This is a genomic window from Spiroplasma floricola 23-6, from assembly GCF_002813555.1.
Lineage (GTDB): Bacteria > Bacillota_I > Bacilli_A > Mycoplasmatales > Mycoplasmataceae > Spiroplasma_A > Spiroplasma_A floricola.
Window position 1 is genome coordinate 1,178,981 of sequence record NZ_CP025057.1, and the last position, 21,269, is coordinate 1,200,249.

Genomic DNA, 21,269 nt, shown 5'->3' on the forward strand with positions numbered 1-21,269 from the left:
TTTGAAACTCCTATTTCCTAATGATTATTTTTTCTTTTTCTTATCATCACCGTGTCCACCAAACTTACGTGTTGGTGAAAATTCTCCTAATTTGTGACCTACCATATCTTCTGTAACATAAACTGGGATAAATTCTTTTCCGTTGTAAACTCCAAATGTGTGACCAACAAAATTTGGAAATATTGTTGAACGACGTGATCAAGTTTTAATTGTTTCTTTTTTGTCACCTAATGCTTCTACTTTTTTAATTAAGTAGTCATCTGCAAAAGGTCCCTTTTTTAATGATCTAGACATTTATTCATTTCCTCCTATTTGTTGTCATTTCTTCTTCTTACTATTAATTTAGTAGAAGCTTTCTTTTTATCACGTGTTTTAACTCCAAGAGCTTTTTTACCTCATGGTGTTAATGGCGCTTTACGCCCAATTGGAGCACGACCTTCTCCCCCTCCGTGAGGGTGATCGATTGGGTTCATAACTGACCCACGAACTGTTGGTCTAATTCCTCTTCAACGGTTTCTTCCAGCTTTTCCTCAGTTTACTAAGTTATATTCTTCATTTCCTACTTCACCAATTGTTGCATAACACTCAGCAAGTACTTTTCTAACTTCTCCTGAACCTAAACGTAAAGTGATGTATTTTCCATCTTCATCTTTACCTAAAATTTGTACTGAACTTCCAGCACTACGTGCTATTTGTCCACCTTTTCCTGGTCTTAATTCAACATTGTGAATTAATGTTCCTTCAGGAATATTTTTTAATGGTGCAGCATTACCTACTTTAATATCGGCATGTTCACCTGCAATAATTTCTTGACCCACTTGCATTCCTTTTGCAAATAAGATGTATCTTTTTTCACCATCAATATAATTAACTAAACAAATAAATGAGTTTCTATTTGGATCATATTCAATAGTTGCGATTTTTCCAGCAATATCTAATTTATTACGTTTAAAATCAATGATACGATATTTTCTTTTATGTCCTCCACCTTTATGGCGAGTTGTTATTTGACCATGATTATTTCTTCCAGCCTTTTCATTTAGTTTAGAAACTAATGAACTTTCAGGCTTTGAAGTTGTAAGGATACTATAATCTAAGCTAGTCATGTTTCTGCGACCATTAGTCGTAGGCTTATATTTTTTGATTGGCATAATATATCCTCCTGTTTTCGCCTAATCTCTTTTCTTTCCTTATAAATTAATTTTATAAGTCTGATAAGATATCTAATTTTTCTCCATCTTTTAGTACAATGATGGCTTTTTTGAAACTTGCTGTTTTACCAACAAATTTACCCATTCTTTTATCTTTTCCATCATAGTTCATAGTTCTTACATCTTTAACTTTAACTTGAAAGATTTCTTCGAATGTTTTTTTAATTAATGATTTATTTGCTTTTTTATCAACAATAAATGTGTACGCACCATTTTGTTGACCTAAGTAAGTCTTTTCAGTTAACAAAGGTTTTTTAATAACTTGTGTTAAATGCATTATGCATACACCTCCTCGATTTTGTTTACAGTTTCTTCAGTAACAATTAATTTAGTTGCATTTAATAAATCAAAGATATTCATTTTTTGAAAATCTAAAGTTTTAACTCCTGGAATATTTCCAGCTGATTTAACAACTAATTCTTCATGTTCTTTAGTTACTATTAATGTTTTTTGATCTTCAGCTTTAATATTTTTCATTACACTTAACATTTCTTTTGTTGAAGGTTTTGAGAATGCAAATTTATCCAATATTACTAAATTTGCTTCTTTTGCTTTAATACTTAAAGCACTTCTAATTGCTAATTGTCTAACTTTTTTATTAACAGCTTTTTTGTAGTTAATATTTGGTGTAGGACCAAAAGTTACTCCCCCACCTCTTCATTGTGGAGCTCTAATAGAACCTTGACGAGCACGTCCTGTTCCTTTTTGTCTTCAAGGTTTTCTACCTCCACCACGTACTTCAGCTCTAGTTTTTGTTTTTCTTGTTCCTTGTCTTAATGCAGCTTGTTGAGAAACAACTGTATCAAATATAGCTTGTTGATGAGGTTCAATACCTCAAACTTTATCGTTTAATGTAATTTCTTTAAGAGATGTTCCCTTAACATCTAAAACTTTTGCTTTCATGTTAAATTGTATCCTCCTAATTATTCAGCTACAGGAGCTGCTTCTTCTACTACTGGAGCAGCAGTTTGTTCAACTGGTGCTTTAGTAGCAGTGTTTCTTGATAACAATGAAACAGCTTCTTGTGCTTTTCTACCTTTAACGTTTTGTTTAATTACAACAAAGCCTTTTCTTGGACCAGGAACTGATCCTTTAACTAAAACTAAATTTCTTTCAGCATCGATTTTCACTACTTCTAAATTTTGAATTGTCACTTGTTCATGTCCCATGTGACCTGCCATTTTTTTAGATTTAAAAATTCTATTAATAATTGCACCCATTGATCCAATACCTCTGTGGTATCCTGAACCATGACCCATTGGCCCTCTTGAGTAATTATGTCTTTTAATTGCTCCTGCAAATCCTTTACCTTTTGATATACCTGTAACGTCCACAAATTCACCAGCGTTGAATACGTCGGCTGCATTTATAATTGCACCAGTTTCGTATCCTTCCATATCTCTGATTTCTTTTACGAAGCGCTTAGGTTCTGAGTTAACTTTTTTAAATTGACCCATATCAGGTTTATTTAATAAGTTAGCTCTTTTTGTAACAGTTCCCAATTTTAGTGCTTGGTATCCATCTTTTTCAACTGATTTTACTTGTAAAACTGTATTTTGTTCTACAAAAATAACAGTAACTGGAATTAATTTACCGTTTTCACTAAAAATCTGAGTCATCTCTAACTTACGTCCTAAGATTCCTTTCATGATATTTCCTCCTGTATTTTTTTTATGACTATTCATGTATATCTTGATTGTTTACTATAATTTAATTTCGATATTAACACCTGTTGGCAATTGAACTCTTGTTAATGAATCCATTGTTTTAGGTGTTGGTTCAACTATTTCAAGTATTCTTTTATGTGTTCTCATTTCGAACTGCTCTCTACTATCTTTGTATTTGTGAGTAGCTCTTAATATTGTAATAATTTGTTTTTCTGTTGGTAATGGAATAGGTCCACGAACTTTAGCTCCTGTTGATTCAGCTGCTTCAATAATTTTAGCAATTGATTGGTCAACAATGGCATGGTCGTAACCTTTTAATTTAATTTTAATTTTTTGTTGAGCCATTTGGTCCTCCTTCAACATTGACAACCCTTTTCAGTGTGTTGTCTTAATGAACACAAAATATACATGCTTTTCAATTATCACACAACAATGTTAGGAAAGCAATAGATTATTTAAAAAAATAATAAATAAATGTGAATTCTTTATTTATTAAAAAATAAAGTAAAAATCAACTTAAATAAGCTGATTTTCTTTATTTCATTAAAGATACTGGTGATTCTTTTCTAATTTTTCAAGTAGTAATTAGAATTGAAGTCACATAACTTGTTATTAACAGTATTGACGATATTAGTAATGCTCATCAACTTAATCCCAAAGGAATGGATCCTACATTTTTTCGAATATAAAATCCAGCTGACAGTACAATTGCAGCACTTCCACATATTCCCAAAACCATTGCTATTGCTGCTAGTATTGATAAAGTACCAAATGAGTATTTAATTACTTTTCAATTTGAATAACCTAGAGATTTCATAACAAGCATAAATTTTTTATATTGATTTACATATAAATCAGTAATTATTATCATTGATAAAGTTGCAGTTATGATGATTACTACAATAAAAGATATTCCTATTGTTAAAATTAAACCTGCAATTTGATTAATTAAAGCTTTTTGCTCTGTTAAAAACTCTACACTTTTCATTTCTAAACCATCATAATATTGGCTTCCTCCATTTAAAGTATACTCACCAACTCTAATAGTTTTAGAAAATGAGGCCTGACTTGTTAAAAAATAGGGCTCTTTTGATTGAGACATAATTCCTGTAAATCAACTAGAAGGTTCATAGTTTTTCTGTTCTCCTTCTCCTCAAATTTGTTCTTTTAAATCTCTTTGCACTAAATCTTTTGGTTTGTTTCATTCATAAGTTTTTATCTCTTCACCATTTAATAGCTTATAAGAAGATTTTTGTTGTTTTTCATAAACATAATTGTATGGCATATAAGAACTTGTTGAATAACCATGAAGTAGATTTGCTAATTTTTGATCTGTAAGTATTACATTACTTCCATAAACATCTACTGTTGAAACAGGAACTAAGTTTATATTAGTTGATCATTGCATTTTTATATCTTTATCAACTATTCCTGGTTTTGATTCTAGAAAATTCTGTCTATAGAATGAATTATAATATCTTAAAACATTTGCTATTTCTGTTCCAACCTCTCCTTGACCCTCATATGTTGAATCATAAGTTCATGAATAAGGTCTTATTCACATAAAATCATTGGCTGAATAATTTTTACCAACACTAGCTCTATTTCAATCATCAATTGTTTTTTGAGGAATTTTATTAGTATTGTTTAAATCATCAAATCATTTATGATTTTGAGCTCCAGCATTTAAAGCTGCCATACTATCTTTATATTCTTTGGGAATAATTAAAAATAAATTATCAAAAGTATAATATGGTCTTATCTCTGATTTTAATACTCCATTTTCATCATAATATAAATTAGCAAAAGCCATTGCATTTTCTGCAATTGATTTAGTTCTTGCTGTTCTGTCAAAGGCATATGAATCTTCATTATTATTTAAACCTTGTTCCTTATCATATATAAATGATCTTGCAAATGTAAATTTTGAAGTATCTAATGTAGAAGGGTCTAAAAAATTCTGTGCTGAATAAGTTTTTTTGTTCTCTTCTCTTTGTGAAGCTCAATCATTGTCATCATAAATTCAAGCACTATTTGGAATGTTTGTATTATCTTTTGACATTACTAACCTTTTGGAAACAAAATCATCAAGTTCAATTGAATTACTTTTTGATTTATTTAACGAAAATTTTGCTTGTTCATTCATAGTAACTGGTATATTTAATGTTCCATTTGAATAAAGTGTAAATCCATTTGCTGTTTCAATTGTTTGATTTTTATTTGTATCTATTCCCTTAATAATTTTTTCACTTTTCAATAAAGAATCTTGATCAATATACATTTTTTTAGAGTTATCTTTTAGCTTATAGGCTTTTTGATTTTCTTGAACTCCTGTTAGAGACATTTGTTTATCATTAGAAATAAAATTAGTAGTTGTATAAAAATCATCATCTCCTGGGATATAGTTCGTGAAAGTTCACCCAAAAGTATATTGATTATATCTATTTTCACTTTTATTTAAATAACTTTTTACATAACTTGGCGATTGACTTAAAATAGCAGATGTAATTTGGTTTTTTCAAGTACTATCTTCATTATTGTTAATCTCTGATGGGAAAATTGCTTTTAGAATTGGAGGCAATCCTTCTGAAAGAGTAGCTGTTAAATTATCTATTTTCTTTATTCTATCTTCAACACTTAAATGTTCATCACCTTCACTATGAGCCATTCATTCAATAATTCTTTGCATATCTGCTATATTTATAGCTCTTCCTAAAGTTTGAGGTAAGTTATTTCCAAAAATATACCCAACTAAATTTAACAGTGAGTCACTGGCAAGCATCTCTGTACTTCAATTAGCAGATAAATTTCCATTTGAATCTTTAGTATACATGAATTTTGGAATTAAAGAATAATCTGTATTTCCAGTAACTTCTGTAACTGAATCACTTAAATAATCTACTGTCCCATAGTTTCCTTTTACATTTCTTAAATATGACTCATAATAATCTACACCATTTCAAGCAGATAAAGTTGTTTTGGATAAAGGAGAATTACCAATAGGTTCAAAGTTCTCCATTTTATTAGAATATTTAACATTTTTATAATATGAAGTTACAGCTTTATTAACCATTCCAGGAATTGACATGGATGTTGTTATTAAAAGAGAAGAAATTAATATAGTTATTGTTGAAACTAGTGTTGGTTTCATACCACTAATTGCAAGTTCTATACTAAATTTAGTTGTGAATTTTGTATTTTTTGTTAATTTTAGTTTTAAGTTATCAACTCATTGGATTCTTTTAACACTCTCTTTTTTATTTATAATTTCAAGAACAGGTTTATTAATAAGAACTATTGCAGTTATATATGAAACCAAAATAGTAAGAACTCCAAACAATAATATTGAAACTCCCAATGATCAGCCATTAAAGTAAATACGATTGTAAGAGCCACCAGTATAAGATATAAATAACCTAGAAAATAATTCTTGAATTAAAGTTCCCATAAATCAAGATAAAGGAACAACAAATATTAATAGAATCAGCCCATATGAAATATATGAAAAAGCAATTTGTGAATTTCTTGCTCCTAAAGCTTTTAAAATCCCAATTTCTGAAGCATTGAATTTTATTGTTTTTCTTATAGCAATTAGTGTTGTTGCCAAACAAATTGATAAAATAATGGCACAAACTATGTATGAAATTGTAGAAAAAGTTTTTAAAGCTATTGGAGTTAACTCTCAGTTATATGAAAATACACTATTTTTATAGTTTTTAAAAGAGTAATTATAATCAATATAACTAGGAGTTACTTTTGAAATATTTTCGTTGTCTGCTTTTAAAAAATTAACATAATTATAATTCAATGATTTAAATAAATTAAGATTTTGTGATTTCTTATCTTTATCTTTAAATGTCAAAAATCTATAAACATTTGATGTTGTAACTTTCGCCTCATTTGAAGGAAGAATAAGATCTATAATATCTTTATTTATATATATTATTGCTCCTTTTTTATTATTTGGAAAAGGTATTGTTAAATCAGCAATAGGAAAATTAGTATAAGGATCAGCTGCAAAACCTGAAACTATTAAATTTGCAGCTCCAACTTTTATATTTGAACCTATTTGAATTTTATTTGAATGAGCATATTGAGAATTTAACAATATCTCATTTTTAGTTTTAGGTTTTCTACCATCATAAATGGTTACATTATCATCAATTCATTGATCCATTACAATCATTCTATAATGTTTTTCAGATGCATTATCTGAATAAATCATTTCTGTTCTTGAATAAACTTGTGCATCACTTACCAAACCAATTAATTTCTGTCTTATAAAATATGATGAAGCTATATCAGCATTTTGTAAATTGTAATTATCTTTTTTAATAAATCCTCTTTTATCTTTTAATTTATTTTCAATAAAATCACCATTATCAATTAACTTTAATCCATCAGCTTTATCTTTTACATTTCCATTTAAATCAACATGAGCTAATTGTCCTTTAGCTCCACTTAAATAAATATTATCTTCTTGTTTTAGATTTCTTGAAGAGTTATTAAAATCTTTAGAAATTAATCATGAATATAATACTTCTTTATTTGAACTAGTATCTTCTATTCCTAACTTACTTGATATTTTAAAAGTATTTAATACTTTTTCTTTTTGAGGCAAATCAATATTTTCTTTGATGGCTTCTTGCATATGATATTCAACATAATCATGAATCATTTTATTAATTTGTATTACTAAAGATAAAAAAGCAAAATCCATATAAGTATTTACTTCTCTAATGAATTCACTTTCTTGTGAATAGTCAAAATTATCATTTATTATAATATCTTTTGCTGAGAGCAATTCATTTTTAAAAAGCAACCCAAAAAGGGAGTTTTGTTTTTTTATACCATTTTGCTCTTCTACATCTTTTATTAACTCAGTTTTTAATATTTTTATTGTTGACTTACTAAATTCGCCCAATTGTTTAGCTATAAAGTTATTTTCATTTGTATAAACATCTAATGGAGAAAAGTTTCTATTAGTTCCCTTAGCATCATCTTTATCAAATTGATATCAATAGTTTGTTTCTCTCACATTATTTTTCTTTGAATCTAAACCATATGCATTATAGTATGGACTTTGATCTCATTCATTTCATTTATAATTGAATCAGCTTTGTGAATAATTATGATTATCTATTAATTTGTTAAAAGATAATTTAAAATCATTGCTTTCAAATGCTTTTGTAATAAAAGTTTCTTTTTCATTTTGTTTTGCAATATTTACATTGTATCCAACAGATTCACCTTTATATACTAAATATTCATCAGATATAAAATCCATTATTGGAACCATCATTTGACTTCCAGTAGCATTTGATGTTTCTAATGCTTTTTCATCATAATAATCAAATTTACTTGTTTTTTGCATAGTTTTATTATATTCATATCTAATTCTGTCACTTATTGAGTTACTAATACTTAATATAAGAGATGCAAAAAAACCTAATATAACTATTAATATAAATTGTGTTTTATATCTAAATACACCTTTTAATCCTTGTTTAACCAACAAGAAAAAATTGCTCTTTCTCATTTATTTTTGCTCTTTTCTAATTTTCTTTTATTATTTTCAAATTTTAAAAAGCAAAAAAATCAGGAGGCACAATTCCTTTTTTATTTTTTCTAAGTTGTTTTGATTCAATATTATTAATTAAAATTATAGTTTCCTTTCAGCTTTTTTGAATTGAATAGGTTTTACTGTTAGTTATTTTAATTTTTTCAAAAATTAGCTTTATAATTTGATTTAACTTTACTGATTTTTTATAAATAGTATCAATGAATTGTTTATTTGAACTTATAACAGTTTTTATTATTGAATAAAAAAATATCAATACAGAAGCATAGCAAATTGAATATATTAGAAATAAATTAAATAAAGCAATTAGAAGAAAAAATATGACATTAATATTTAAATATTTATTTATATTATAATTTCATCATCCATCATTTTTAACTGTAATAGCAATTATTTTTTCAAGAAAAATATAAGTGTTTAAAAAGGACATACCAAAGAACACAAAAATTAGAGTAATTATTAAACAAAAATTAGAGTTAATATTTAAAAGATTAATATTTAAAAGATTTCTTTTTGAAATTTCAAAATTGCATTTCTGAATATGTTTTAAGCATTTTGAGATATTTATAGAAATAAAATAAAAGGAGAATAAAAAAACTGAGATATTTACAATAAAGGAAATAACTAATACCGTAACTCTATTTTCTAAATAACTTTGTATTAAGAATGTAAAAAAAAATAATATAAATAATAATACTAAGTTAATGTACTCCCCACACTTTTTCATAAGTCACCACTTTATAGTCATTATAAATAAAAAAAAAAAAAAAAGAACTGAAAATTCTTTTAATTAAAAAATAAAAAAACTTTTTAATTTTTAAAAGTTCTTTTATTCATTCCCTATTAGCGATGCTAATCTAACACGTTTAATAGATAACATAACTATAATATATCCAAATAAGAATATAGACATTCCAGCTATAAAAATAACTGGCATGATTGATCAACTAAATATTATTGGAACTGCTATATCAATTGACAATAACACGTGTGGCAATAAATTAGTTATTAACAATGATATTATTGTTATACCTAATAGAACTGAAATTATTGTTAGAGGTAAGAATATTCACATAATAATAGAGTTTATTTCTTTCATTGAATATCCTTGAATTCTCATATAACTCATAAATCTCTTATACTTACCAACAAACATATCTGTAATTAAATAAATAATTATGATAGCTGTTATTAAAGATAAAGAAACAAATATCAATGATATTGAAATTACTGACATTATTAGATTATTCATAGCCTCTTTTTTCATATGAATATAATCTGTATTTCCAATTGACTGATTCATATATTTTGCCAATCCATCTGTAGCGTTATTTGAATTAAATGTTGTAAACAATATTCTTTGTAATTGATCTGCATTTTGAGTATTAGAACTCATTTTTGCATTACTTCAAATATTTATTGAAGTTCCATCATTAAACATTTTTCTTGCATTAAAATTATTATTTACTTCCATTAGTTTATTTGCATATAATTGGTCCATATAAATTTTATTTCCATCATATAATTCTTCTACACCTACAGCTTTAAGTTTTTGATAACTAGTTGTATCAATTAATTTATTAGCTAATAGTCCCTCTTTTAACGCAATATTGAATCAACTATTTGTTCCGTTTAAAAGAGTTTGAGTTAGAAAAGGAATACGTCCAATATTTTCTTCATAATGATATATATCAAATGGTTTAACAATATAATAATCTCCACTTTCTTTATAAACATTTTCGTTATTTGAATATTCTTTATATTCTTGATTTACTTTATTAAATAATTCCTCATTAATTAAGTCTTTCTTAAGTTTTAATTCAATATCTGCCATATTTTCATATGGTTTATAATTGTCTTGAGAATCTTGATAATAAAATTTATTTTCATCTAAATAATAAGTAAATCTATTTAAATCCATTGTATATAAATCCTGATTTTTATAAGTTCAATCACTGTTTTTTATTTCATTTAAATTACTATTAGAATCAAGTGTTGCTAATAAATTTTTTGATGTTTTTATATTAAACTCATCACCAACTTTTAGACCTTCCAAGATATCTTTTTTATTAATTAAAACCGGAACATAATTTAAATTTTCATCATACTTAATTAACTCTTTATTTTTTAAAACCAAATTATTTAAGTTTGAGTTTAAATCAATACCATAAATTTTAACTTGTGTTTCTGCACTATTTTGTATAGATGAATTAAATGTTGTATACATTTGATCTAAATTTTTATCTACTGATATGCTTGAAAAATTAAATGAGAAGTTTAAAAACTCATTTTCGTTAGTATCTCAAAGTTCTTTTACACTCGAAGGAAGTATATTATTTGAAATAGATTTTATACAATCTTGATAGTTTGCTTTGTTATCATTAATAGCTGCTTGTCCAAATAATTCTGGTAATACTTTACATGAAAAATCATCAAGATTATTTTTAACAGTTTTATTTTGTCCTACTATTTCTTTTTCCAACTTTACAAGGTTGTTCATTACACCAACAGAGATTAATCCACTTTTAAAAGTAAGAAGATTATTAACTAATATATTTTCAAAATTATCTGTAAAATCTTTTGCATTACCTTTTCATTTGGAAGCATCTAATAAATTTTTATGTTCTGTTTCATCTTTAATTCATATATTAAATAGTGAAGCTTCTAAATTGCTTTTTGATTTATTTTCTTCATCCATTTGATAAAAAGAATATCTTGATAAAGGATTATTTTCAACAACTCCTGAATAATTAAAGTCATTATTATATTTAATATTTTTATAATATTCTTTTGTCATATTTTTCATTGTTTTGGGTGCAATAGATGTAAGAGTTATTACAGCACTTGAAAATAACAATATAGAGAAAAATATAAAGATATCTTTTATAGAAGAAGAAATAATTACTAATCTTAATTTTGAAGTAAAGCTTTTAATTTTAATTTTATTTAAATTTCTTAGTAAAAAGATATTAGGTTTGTTACTTCTACTTGGAGAAAGTAGTTTTAATGGAGATTGTTTAACTGTAGTATAAGCCAAAATAAACACCATTAAAGAAACAATTGATATAAATGAGATTCATTCAACAAATAATAATTTTCAATCAATTGAAAAGGCTGCTGAAATATTGAAATATCTTTCAAAAACTCCCATTAAGGATCCTTGTAAAAATAAACTTATTGTTCAACCTATTGGTACAAGAATTATGACAGGAAAAGCCATATAAAGTATATAGTTAAATATTATTTTAAAGTTCGAAAATCCCAATGACTTTAAATTACCTATTTGAGTTCTTTGAGAGACTAAAACTTTTTTAAAAATATTGTAAACAACAAACGCTAAAGATATTGCAAAAACTAAACAAAATATAATAGCTAGTGCTAAAAACCCAAAAACCACACCAGAAAATAGACTACTTCTCATATTTAATAAAGTTGTTTCATCATACTTTTGAATCTTAGCTCTTGAAAGATCATTGTTGAAAACATTATTTGTAATATTTTCTTGAACTTGTTCTAAATTTAATATATTGTCTGCAAAATAAGTTTTAAATTTATCAATATCTGAATTCATTTGTGTCTTATTTTTATTAGTATAAGTTAGATATGTTCTACTTACATCTTGATAAGATTTTTCATCTGGAATTGTTTTTGAATTTCTGTTAAATTGCTGATTAAAAAGACTATTATTTATATAAAATATTGCTTCATTTTGTTGATTAGTTAAAAGATCTTCTTCATAAATTGTAGGATAAACATTTAGTGAATCTACACCAATTCCATCCATTTTAAGAGATTGTTGAAAATCATTAAATATTTTATAAGAATTTCCTAAAATCATATTATTATATTTAGCATATCCACTAGAAACAATAAATGAATTTGCTGTTAAAGAATCAACATCATTAGTTCTTTTATAAAAATAAAATAAATCTTCATTGTAAAAATGAACTTTGTATTTATCTGTTCCTATTTCTTGTTCATTATAGAAAGCCGAAATATATCGATATTTATTACCATTAGAGTCTCATTTAACTGCTTCACTTGTTGTTCTAATTTTGAAGTTTGTTAAATCTCCTAGTAGATTCATATATTTACTGAATCAATCACCTTGAGTAATTTGTCTGTTAGCAACTAAATAACCATCAGCATCCAGACTTGTTTTAAATAAATTATAAGTGTCAAATTCTTTCATTAAAAAACTTGCATTATTTTTAATCATATTAAATGATTGAGTATCATCATTTCAATTTTCATTTTCAACTTCATGGTTTAGAAATGAATATTTTCCATTTTTATCTAAATTACCTATACCTTTTTTAAGATAATCATCAATAGCTTGTTGACCTCCCGTATTGTATAGATTTATTAGATCAAGTTTAATTTGATAAGTTAATCAAGAATTATTTAAATAAAACATGTAATCAAAAATATTTAAAGCACTTTCTTTAGCTTCAGAAGTTAAAGAATTAGATTGAAAATAATCATACTTTTCATAAATTTGACCTATTAAAGATTTCTTAAAATATTGTGATTTAAAATTTATTTTATAAAAATCACCAAACGCACCTTTTGCAACAGTGTCAATTTTATCTTCATCAGAGTAATTTGTAATTGCCTCTTCTGGTGTTGGAATTATTCTTTTTCTATTTGCTGTATTGTCAAAACCATAATTAGATTCTACATCTCCAAAATGAAAATTTAGATGTTCTTTGCTTCCAAATTTAAAAATTGATGATTTATAACAACCATTAACTGAATCTAAGCAACCAGCTTCTTGTTTATCAATAAATTTATAGGATTGAAAAATACTATCTTGTTGTCCAAATGTTAATTGAGGTAAACTAATATTATTTTCATCCTTTATTAAATTAGTATTAAATGCAAATCAGGGAGTAAAAGTTTGAGTATCATTAGATTTATACGAAGTCGACGTATATCTAAATGAGTAATCAAACTTTTCAAAATTTCTATTTATTTCATTATCTGTTCTTATTAAATTTGAAGTGACAATACCAAAAGAAGAAGTAAATATAACAGCAATTGTTATAAGTACTAAATAAATTCCAAATTGAACATAATCTTTTAGTAGTTTTCTTAAACCATTTTTAAATAAAAGCATTTATTAATATATATTATAGAATTCTTCTCCACTTTCATTAAAGCATTTAATTGAAGTAATAATTCAGTAAGGTGATTCAGTATTTTTAGAAATATTTTCTCAAACTATTTTATATGAATTTTTAACATTGTTATAGTCTTGATAATTTCCTTTACCATCATATGCTGCTAGTTCATCTTCTTTAATAACTCCTTGCTCAAGTCCAAGAATTTTTCCTGAATTAGCTATTTTTTCTTGATCTAATTTTGATTCCAATCCATCTTTTCACTTATCTTTTTGATTTTCCACTATTGTTTGATAAGGATTGAACTTCTCATTTACTTCTACTTGTTTTGTTTGTTTACTTGCATTTGAAGTAACATCTCCAATACCATTATATTTCAGATTGAATTCCATTTTAGCTCCAGCTTGTGTATTACTTGTTGAAGTAATTTTTACATCATTTACATCTCAATATTTTTCATCTACTAAATATTGTAATACTGGTTCATGAACTTCTTTCATAGCATTAGCTACATAATCTTTGAAACTTGCAAAAAAGTTAGCTAAGTCAGATTGTCCTACAGTTTTTGAATCTGTCATAGCACTAAAAATTCTTGCCCCAATTGAACCCTCTTCATAACCTTTTTCAGATCAACCTATATCTTTTAATAATTCATTTTTCTTAGAAATAGTTAAATCTCTAAAAGTTTTTTCATCTTTAAAATCTTCAATTATTTGATCCAAAGTATTTCTAACATTTTCTTCAGTTATCATTTTATAAAAACTTTGAACTAACTTAAGAAGTTTAATTCCTCCAGCATTATTTTTTCCATACATAGAGTTTTTTCAATTTTCTTCTCCAATATAAGTCATCATAGAACTATAAGCATCATAAAATCCCTTTTTAGAAGTACAAAACATTTCTGTTATAAAAGCGTTCTTATCAGTACTTTGTTCATATGAGTTTACAATACTATCTATAATATCAACTATATTTGCTGCATTTGTTCCTGGATTAATTTTGTCTTTATCCTTACTTTTATAAAGATCACTTACTATAGGACTGCTAAGTCCTAAAAATGAATAACTTGGAGCTTCATCTAAATTATTTATTTTTTCTTTAGTAGATTCATCTAACCTATCTGAAGTGCTAGGATTTTTTATTCCCTTTCAAATATTGCTTGTCAATGAAATACCAACAGATTGCATAATATTGTTAGAGTCACCTATACTAATATTTCCTGACCTTACCATAGGAAATAAAACATTCATAAATTCTGCAAATATTAAAGCACCATTTTTTGTAGGTGAAATATTTTCAAACATTGATCCAAATAAACTTATAAATCCTTTAATATTTTGTTCTCCTGCAACTTTTGTTATTAATCCCCCAGTTGAGTTAAATTTAATATTTCCAATTTGAGATTGGTTATCTGAATTCGCCTTTGAATAATTTTTATCTTTCAATTTATTTTTACTTAGTTCTTGTCCCTTTGAACCAAGTCATCCATCTTTTACACTATAATCAGTGCTTTTTTTAGCACCATCGTTCATTAATATAGAATTATATCAAGCATATCCTGAACCATTTGTACCAACTTTCTCTCCTGCAGAAGAAGCTGGTCCTGATGAACCATTGGTATCTGTTGGATTTGCACCATCAAATTTCATATTTAATAAGTAATTTGAAAGTGCTCCTGTATCTTGAATAGCTCAAGCAAGATTTCTTCTATCTTGATTATCAGATAAATTAATATCACTTCCTAAACCTGCTGCATATCCCATTGCATTTTTTCCATCTTTTTTGTTATATCCTTGGTTACCAGTTGTAGAAAATGTATCATTGAAATAATATGCCTTATTATCACTATTTATCATAGTTTGATAGAAATCATCATCATACATTCCCATAATATAACTTGCAAACATTCCTGCATAATTGTCTCCATTAAAGTAATTTAAAGATGGAGCCAAATAGTTTTTATATTTATTAATATCTGATGCCATATTTATACTTTTTCCATCATATTTATATGAAGTTGGCATATTCATAGCAGTTGTTGAAGGTGTTAAGAAAATTGACAATATTTCGTTAATATTGTAATTTAAATTTTCATGTCTTCCCCCAACAATTAATCTTGATATAAATTCTGCTCCTTGAAGCATTTCTTTTTGAATATCTGTTAAACCATTTGTTTCTGGATCTGGTTTCACAGGAACTTTACATGACATAACTGTAGCAGTTGATGATCCTAACAATGTAATAACTGCTAACGAATTTATTAATTTTTTCATTATTTTTTCCCCTTATTTTTAAAAATTTATAGATATTTATTTTATATTTAAAATAATTTAGTTTATTAATGTCATTTAAAATTTTAAACTTGGGGGAGTTTTTCCCTTTTTATTTATTTTTAATTCCTCTGATTCATATGTACAAATTTGTCTAATAGTTGAATCTCAACTTTTATCTTTACTTGTTTCTTGAGAATTTTTAATTTGAATATCTCCAAAAAGAGCTTTTATAAGATTTTTCAACTTTATAGAATTTTTATAAATTTTATTTATAAATTCTTTATTTGAATTTGAAACAACATCTAAAATAAAAAATATAAACAAACAAATACCAATATAAGAAACATTATATATTAAGAAAATATTTACAAGAAGAATGAAAACATACATAAATAAACTGACATTATGCATATTCAAATATTTATAAACTTTATAATTATTTCATCAATTTATATCATTTGTTACTGAATCTGTTATTGAAAATGATCTAATTGTTAATAAAATTGAAAAAGCAAAAAATATTAATATGATAATCATCTTACTGTAGAATTTGTAATTAGTATTTAAAATATTCAAATTTAAGAGATTTTTTCTTGATATTTCAAATTTATATTTTTCTGTATACTTTAAAAATTCAAAAATAAATTCACTTATATAATAAAGAGTTATAAAAATAAGAATTGCATTGATTATAAAGCAAATTGAAGTAGTGGCAATTTTATTATGAAAAAAATTTTGATCTGGGAACGCTAAAAAAAAATAGTAATAAATAAGGTATTAAATTTTTTTTACCCCTAATTATTTTCATAAATACCCTCTTGATAATTATTATATTTCAAAAAAATAAAAAAATACACTTATTTTTATAATAAATATAAAAAGAAATGTATTTAATTAAACTATTTTTCCTTGAGCAAAGGTATTATTTCCTCCACCTTTAACTTCATATTTGCCATTATTTTTAAATAGATCTATTGCTTTGTTATCATTTGAAATACTTTCACTTACTGATACTATAAATACTTTATCTTTTGTATTTGCAAATTTAATAATTAAATTATCATATTTATTTTGCATTTTATCTGAAAGAACTTTTAATTCTTTCATTTCAAGATCATTTATTTCAATATCAATTAAATTTATATTTTCTTTTTTAGTTGGTTCAATATTTGAATATTTTGCTAAATTCTCTTCAATTAGCAAATCTTCTACTTCCTTTTGATAAAGTTTAAATGTATTTTTTAGATCATTTACTTTTTGTTTTATTAAAATCAAATTAGGTTTAGTTACTTGCATAGAAGTAATTGCATTTATTTCTTGTTCAATTTCTTGATTTTTAACTTTTAATTTAAAATTATTGAACTTATCAATTAATGAAGATATTTCAGATTTTTGTTTTCTGAATTGTTCATTTAAATAATTTGCAACTTCTTTATGACTTGTTACTGCGTGATATCTAAAAACTCCACTACCTTTTGATTCCACATTAGTAATTAATAAGTCTTCAATATCTTTGGTATTTTCAACATGAGTTCCTCCACAAAGTTCACATGAAAATTTTCCAAATTTAATTATTCTAACTGTTCCACCATATTTTTCTGTAAATAATGCTAAAGCATTATGTTTTTCAATTGCTTCTTGTAATGAACAGTAAATGATTTCTCTTGGTATACAGTTTTTTATTTCTCTGTTTATAGCTAAGTGAATCTTATCTATTTCTTCTTGAGTTGGTAATCTATTGTAAGAAATATCAATTCTTAATCCATTTTCATCATTATAACTACCGCTTTGCAATGCTTCTTTTCCTAAGACTTCTTGAATACCTGCTTGTAATATATGAGTTCCTGAATGATTTTTCATAGTATAAAAACGTTTTTCACTATTAATTTCAGCTTTAATTAAATCCCCAACTTTTAAAGTTCCATTGACTTGAACTTTGTGAATATGTTGACCATTTGGCCCTGATTGAACATCAAGTACTAAATGACGATTTTCTTGTTCATCGATTAAATAACCATTATCTGCTGCTTGTCCACCTTTTTCTGCATAAAAGGGTGTTTTTGTTAAAGTAACAAAAACTACTTTATCTTTTGCAATTTCAAGAGATTTTTCATCTTCAAAAATAAAGTTAATAGTAGATTCACATTCTTCTAATTCATAACCTACAAATTCACTTTCAACATTTAATCCAGTTAAAATAGCAGATTGTTTATTTCATGCCTTATCATTCTTTCTAGAATTTCTAGCTAACTCTTTTGTTTGTTCTAATAGAGCTTCATAGCCCTTTAAATCAACTTCTACATTTGATTCACTTGCTATTTCTGAAGTTAATTCAATTGGAAAACCAAAAGATTCAAATAATAATAAAGCATTTTTGGCACTTACTTTATTTTCATTTTTAACTATATTTTCTAAATGCTCATAACCTTTTGAAAGTGTTTTCAAAAATCTTAACTCTTCTTGTTTAATTATTTCTTTAACTGATTGTGCTTTTTCAATTAAATAAGGATAAAATTCTTGCATTGCTTCAATAACTTTATCAACTAATTTGTATAAAAAAGCATCTTGAATTCCAAGTTTTCTTCCATACACTGAGCTTCTTCTTATAAGTCTTCTAATAATATATCCTCTATCTTTATTCCCAGGAAATACTCCATCACTTATTGCAAAGACTACAGCTCTTACATGATCTGCAATAACTTTAAAAGCTGTATTAATTTTAGTTTGTTCTTTATTTTCATTATAATAATTTTCAATAGAGTATTTAAATTTTGAGTTACATATCTTTTCTACTTCTTTTATAGTTGGAAAAAATATATCTGTTTCAAAGTTTGTAGGAGCATCTTGAAATATTGAAACTAGTCTTTCAAATCCAGCACCAGTATCTATATTCTTTCTTGGCAATTCAATATAATTATTATTTCCGTCATTATTAAATTGTGAAAAAACTATATTTCAAATCTCAATGTAGCGATCATTTTCAATATCATCTTTTAAAAGTCTAGAACCTATTTTTTCTGTGTCTCATTTTTCACCACGATCAAAGAAAATTTCAGTATTTGGTCCGCAAGGCCCTTGTCCTACATCTCAAAAGTTTGTATCTCTAGAACCTTTGAAAATATGATCTTCTTTAATACCTATAGTTCTTGTTCAAACATCATAGGCTTCTTTGTCTTCATTAAAAACAGTTATGTATAAAAGTTCAGGATTAATAGCAAATCATTTTGGAGATGTTAAAAGCTCTCAAGCAAACTCAATTGCTTCTTTCTTAAAGTAATCACCAATTGAAAAATTTCCTAGCATTTCAAACATAGTTTGATGACGAGCTGTAACTCCAACATTTTCAATATCATTTGTTCTAATTGATTTTTGTGAATTAGTTAATCTTGGTGAAGGAGGATTCATTCTCCCATCAAAATAAGGTTTTAATGTAGCCACTCCTGAGTTAATTCACAATAAACTTGGATCTTCAACAGGAACTAAACTTACAGGTTCTAAAAAATAATGATCCTTAGATTTGAAAAAATCTAATCACATTTTTCTAATTTCATTTGCAGAAAGTTTTTTCATTATATTGTCTCCTTATAAATAACAAAATAATTTTAGCATATAAGAACTTTTAATTATTTTATAAAGCAATCTTTATGTACTGCCATTGTTATACCACTAAATTCAACCTCATTATAATTTTCATTATTGTAGAATTTAATATTTCATGCACTAGAGTCATCAACTTTTGAGTAATGTTTATTATAATCCATATGTTTTAAACAAACTATGCAAAGTCTGTGAATATCAAATTTATCTTTTTCATCTCCACATTGACAAAGTAATGCATTACTTCAAGCATTAGTTGCTATATTATCTAATTTAATTTTTTCCATAATTTAATTCTCTTTTCAAATTTTGTTTAGAAAGTAAAAGGTTCATATCGAACCCTTTTTATTTATTGTAATTTGGTGCTTCTTTTGTCAGTTCAACATCATGAGGATGACTTTCTTTTAAACTAGCATTTGTTATTTTTACAAATTTTGTGTTTAAACGAAGATGTTCAATAGTTTCACTTCCAGTATAACCCATACCACTTTTCAAACCACCCATTAATTGAAAAATAACATCTTTTATTTTTCCTTTAAAAGGAACTCTTGCTTCGATTCCTTCTGGAACTAATTTTTTCGCACCTTTTTGAAAGTATCTATCACTGCTTCCTCTTTTCATTGCTGCAAGTGATCCCATACCAACATAAGTTTTATATTTTTTACCATTGGCAATAATCTCTTCTCCAGGAGATTCTTCTGTACCTGCAAAAATACTTCCCATCATGACACTGTGTGCTCCACCTGCAAGTGCTTTTACAATATCTCCAGAATATTTAATTCCCCCATCAGCTATAATAGTTAAATCTTTATCTTGTGCTCAGTTAAATACTTCACTAATTGCTGTAATTTGAGGAACACCAACTCCTGCAACAACTCTTGTTGTACAAATACTTCCTGGACCAACTCCAACTTTAACTGCATTTGCTCCTGCTTCATAAAGTGCTTTTGCTCCTTCAGCAGTACAAATATTTCCAGCAATAATATCAAGATTTTTATATTTAGCTCTAATTTTTTTAATAACTTCAAGTATACCTTTACTATGTCCATGAGCTGAATCAATAACAATAACATCTACTTGCGCTTTAACTAAAGCATCAACTCTTTCAATAGAATCAGATCCAACTCCCACTGCTGCTCCAACTCTTAATCTTCCTTTTAAATCTTTGCATGCATTTGGATGATCAATTGCTTTATCAATGTCTTTTGTAGTTATTAAACCTACTAAAATATTGTTTTTATCAACAATTGGTAATTTTTCAATTCTGTTCTTTAATAAAATTGCTTTAGCTTGTTCTAATGTAGTTGAAGGATTTCCTGTTATTAAATTTTTTTTAGTCATAACTAAATCAACTTGTGCATGGAAATCTTCAAAATATTTTAAGTCTCTGTTTGTAACAATTCCTATTAATTTTTGATTATCATCAACTACAGGTAAACCAGAGATTTTATAAGTTCCCATTATTTTATTTGCTTCTTCAACTGTTGTATCTTTTGAAATTGTAATTGGATCAGTTATAAATCCTGATTCATTTCTTTTAACTTTTTGAACTTCTAATACTTGTTCTTCAATAGTTAAATTTTTATGGATAACTCCAATACCTCCAGCTCTTGCCATTTCAATTGCCAATCTTGCTTCTGTTACAGTATCCATAGCAGCACTTATTAAAGGAATATTAAGTTCAATATTTTTAGTTAATTTTGTTTTTAATTTAACTTCGCTTGGTAAAACTTCAGAGTATCCAGGAACTAATAAAACATCATCAAAAGTGATTCCCTCATTAATTATTTTTCCATTTAAATCATTTCTACTCATCT

The 21,269-nt window shown here is 26.0% G+C and carries 14 protein-coding genes; all 14 read right to left on the minus strand.

All coding sequences use genetic code 4. The annotated features are described in order from the left end of the window. Window positions 1-24 precede the first annotated feature (24 nt). Window positions 25-294 carry a 30S ribosomal protein S19 gene (gene rpsS, locus SFLOR_RS05375; RefSeq protein WP_100917040.1) on the minus strand — a complete coding sequence of 90 codons (270 nt, stop codon included), beginning with the start codon at window positions 292-294 and terminating at the stop codon, window positions 25-27. Window positions 295-308: 14 nt separating this feature from the next. Further along, window positions 309-1,151, minus strand: a complete 843-nt coding sequence (gene rplB, locus SFLOR_RS05380; RefSeq protein WP_100917041.1) for a 50S ribosomal protein L2 — start codon at window positions 1,149-1,151, stop codon at window positions 309-311. Between the two features lie 52 nt (window positions 1,152-1,203). Continuing rightward, window positions 1,204-1,488 carry a 50S ribosomal protein L23 gene (rplW, locus tag SFLOR_RS05385; RefSeq protein ID WP_100917042.1) on the minus strand — a complete coding sequence of 95 codons (285 nt, stop codon included), beginning with the start codon at window positions 1,486-1,488 and terminating at the stop codon, window positions 1,204-1,206. Next, window positions 1,488-2,114: a 50S ribosomal protein L4 gene (gene rplD / locus SFLOR_RS05390; RefSeq protein WP_100917043.1), complete on the minus strand. Its 627-nt coding sequence runs from the start codon at window positions 2,112-2,114 to the stop codon at window positions 1,488-1,490. Before rplD ends, rplW begins: the two co-directional genes overlap by 1 nt. Window positions 2,115-2,134: 20 nt before the next feature. Then, window positions 2,135-2,860: a 50S ribosomal protein L3 gene (rplC, locus tag SFLOR_RS05395; protein ID WP_100917044.1), complete on the minus strand. Its 726-nt coding sequence runs from the start codon at window positions 2,858-2,860 to the stop codon at window positions 2,135-2,137. A 54-nt stretch (window positions 2,861-2,914) separates the two neighbouring features. Next, a complete protein-coding gene (gene rpsJ / locus SFLOR_RS05400) occupies window positions 2,915-3,223 on the minus strand; it encodes a 30S ribosomal protein S10 (RefSeq protein ID WP_020834754.1) in 309 nt (102 codons plus the stop codon). 190 nt (window positions 3,224-3,413) lie between these two features. After that, window positions 3,414-8,417, minus strand: coding sequence for an ABC transporter permease (locus SFLOR_RS05405; RefSeq protein ID WP_100917045.1), 5,004 nt, complete (start codon window positions 8,415-8,417; stop codon window positions 3,414-3,416). 43 nt (window positions 8,418-8,460) lie between these two features. Further along, window positions 8,461-8,889 (minus strand): hypothetical protein, encoded by a 429-nt coding sequence (locus tag SFLOR_RS05895; RefSeq protein WP_157806964.1) that lies wholly within the window; start codon window positions 8,887-8,889, stop codon window positions 8,461-8,463. Window positions 8,890-9,288: 399 nt separating this feature from the next. Further along, a complete protein-coding gene (locus SFLOR_RS05415) occupies window positions 9,289-13,578 on the minus strand; it encodes an ABC transporter permease (RefSeq protein WP_100917047.1) in 4,290 nt (1,429 codons plus the stop codon). Between the two features lie 3 nt (window positions 13,579-13,581). Next, complete coding sequence (locus tag SFLOR_RS05420; RefSeq protein ID WP_100917048.1) at window positions 13,582-15,855, minus strand: hypothetical protein; 2,274 nt, start codon at window positions 15,853-15,855, stop codon at window positions 13,582-13,584. A 75-nt stretch (window positions 15,856-15,930) separates the two neighbouring features. Next, window positions 15,931-16,431 (minus strand): hypothetical protein, encoded by a 501-nt coding sequence (locus SFLOR_RS05425; RefSeq protein WP_169919205.1) that lies wholly within the window; start codon window positions 16,429-16,431, stop codon window positions 15,931-15,933. Between the two features lie 318 nt (window positions 16,432-16,749). Next, entirely contained in the window at window positions 16,750-19,425 is a 2,676-nt protein-coding gene (gene alaS / locus SFLOR_RS05430; RefSeq protein WP_100917050.1) for an alanine--tRNA ligase, read from the minus strand. A gap of 53 nt (window positions 19,426-19,478) precedes the next feature. Next, window positions 19,479-19,739 (minus strand): hypothetical protein, encoded by a 261-nt coding sequence (locus SFLOR_RS05435; protein WP_100917051.1) that lies wholly within the window; start codon window positions 19,737-19,739, stop codon window positions 19,479-19,481. A gap of 58 nt (window positions 19,740-19,797) precedes the next feature. After that, a complete protein-coding gene (gene guaB, locus SFLOR_RS05440; protein ID WP_100917052.1) occupies window positions 19,798-21,267 on the minus strand; it encodes an IMP dehydrogenase in 1,470 nt (489 codons plus the stop codon). Window positions 21,268-21,269 lie beyond the last annotated feature (2 nt).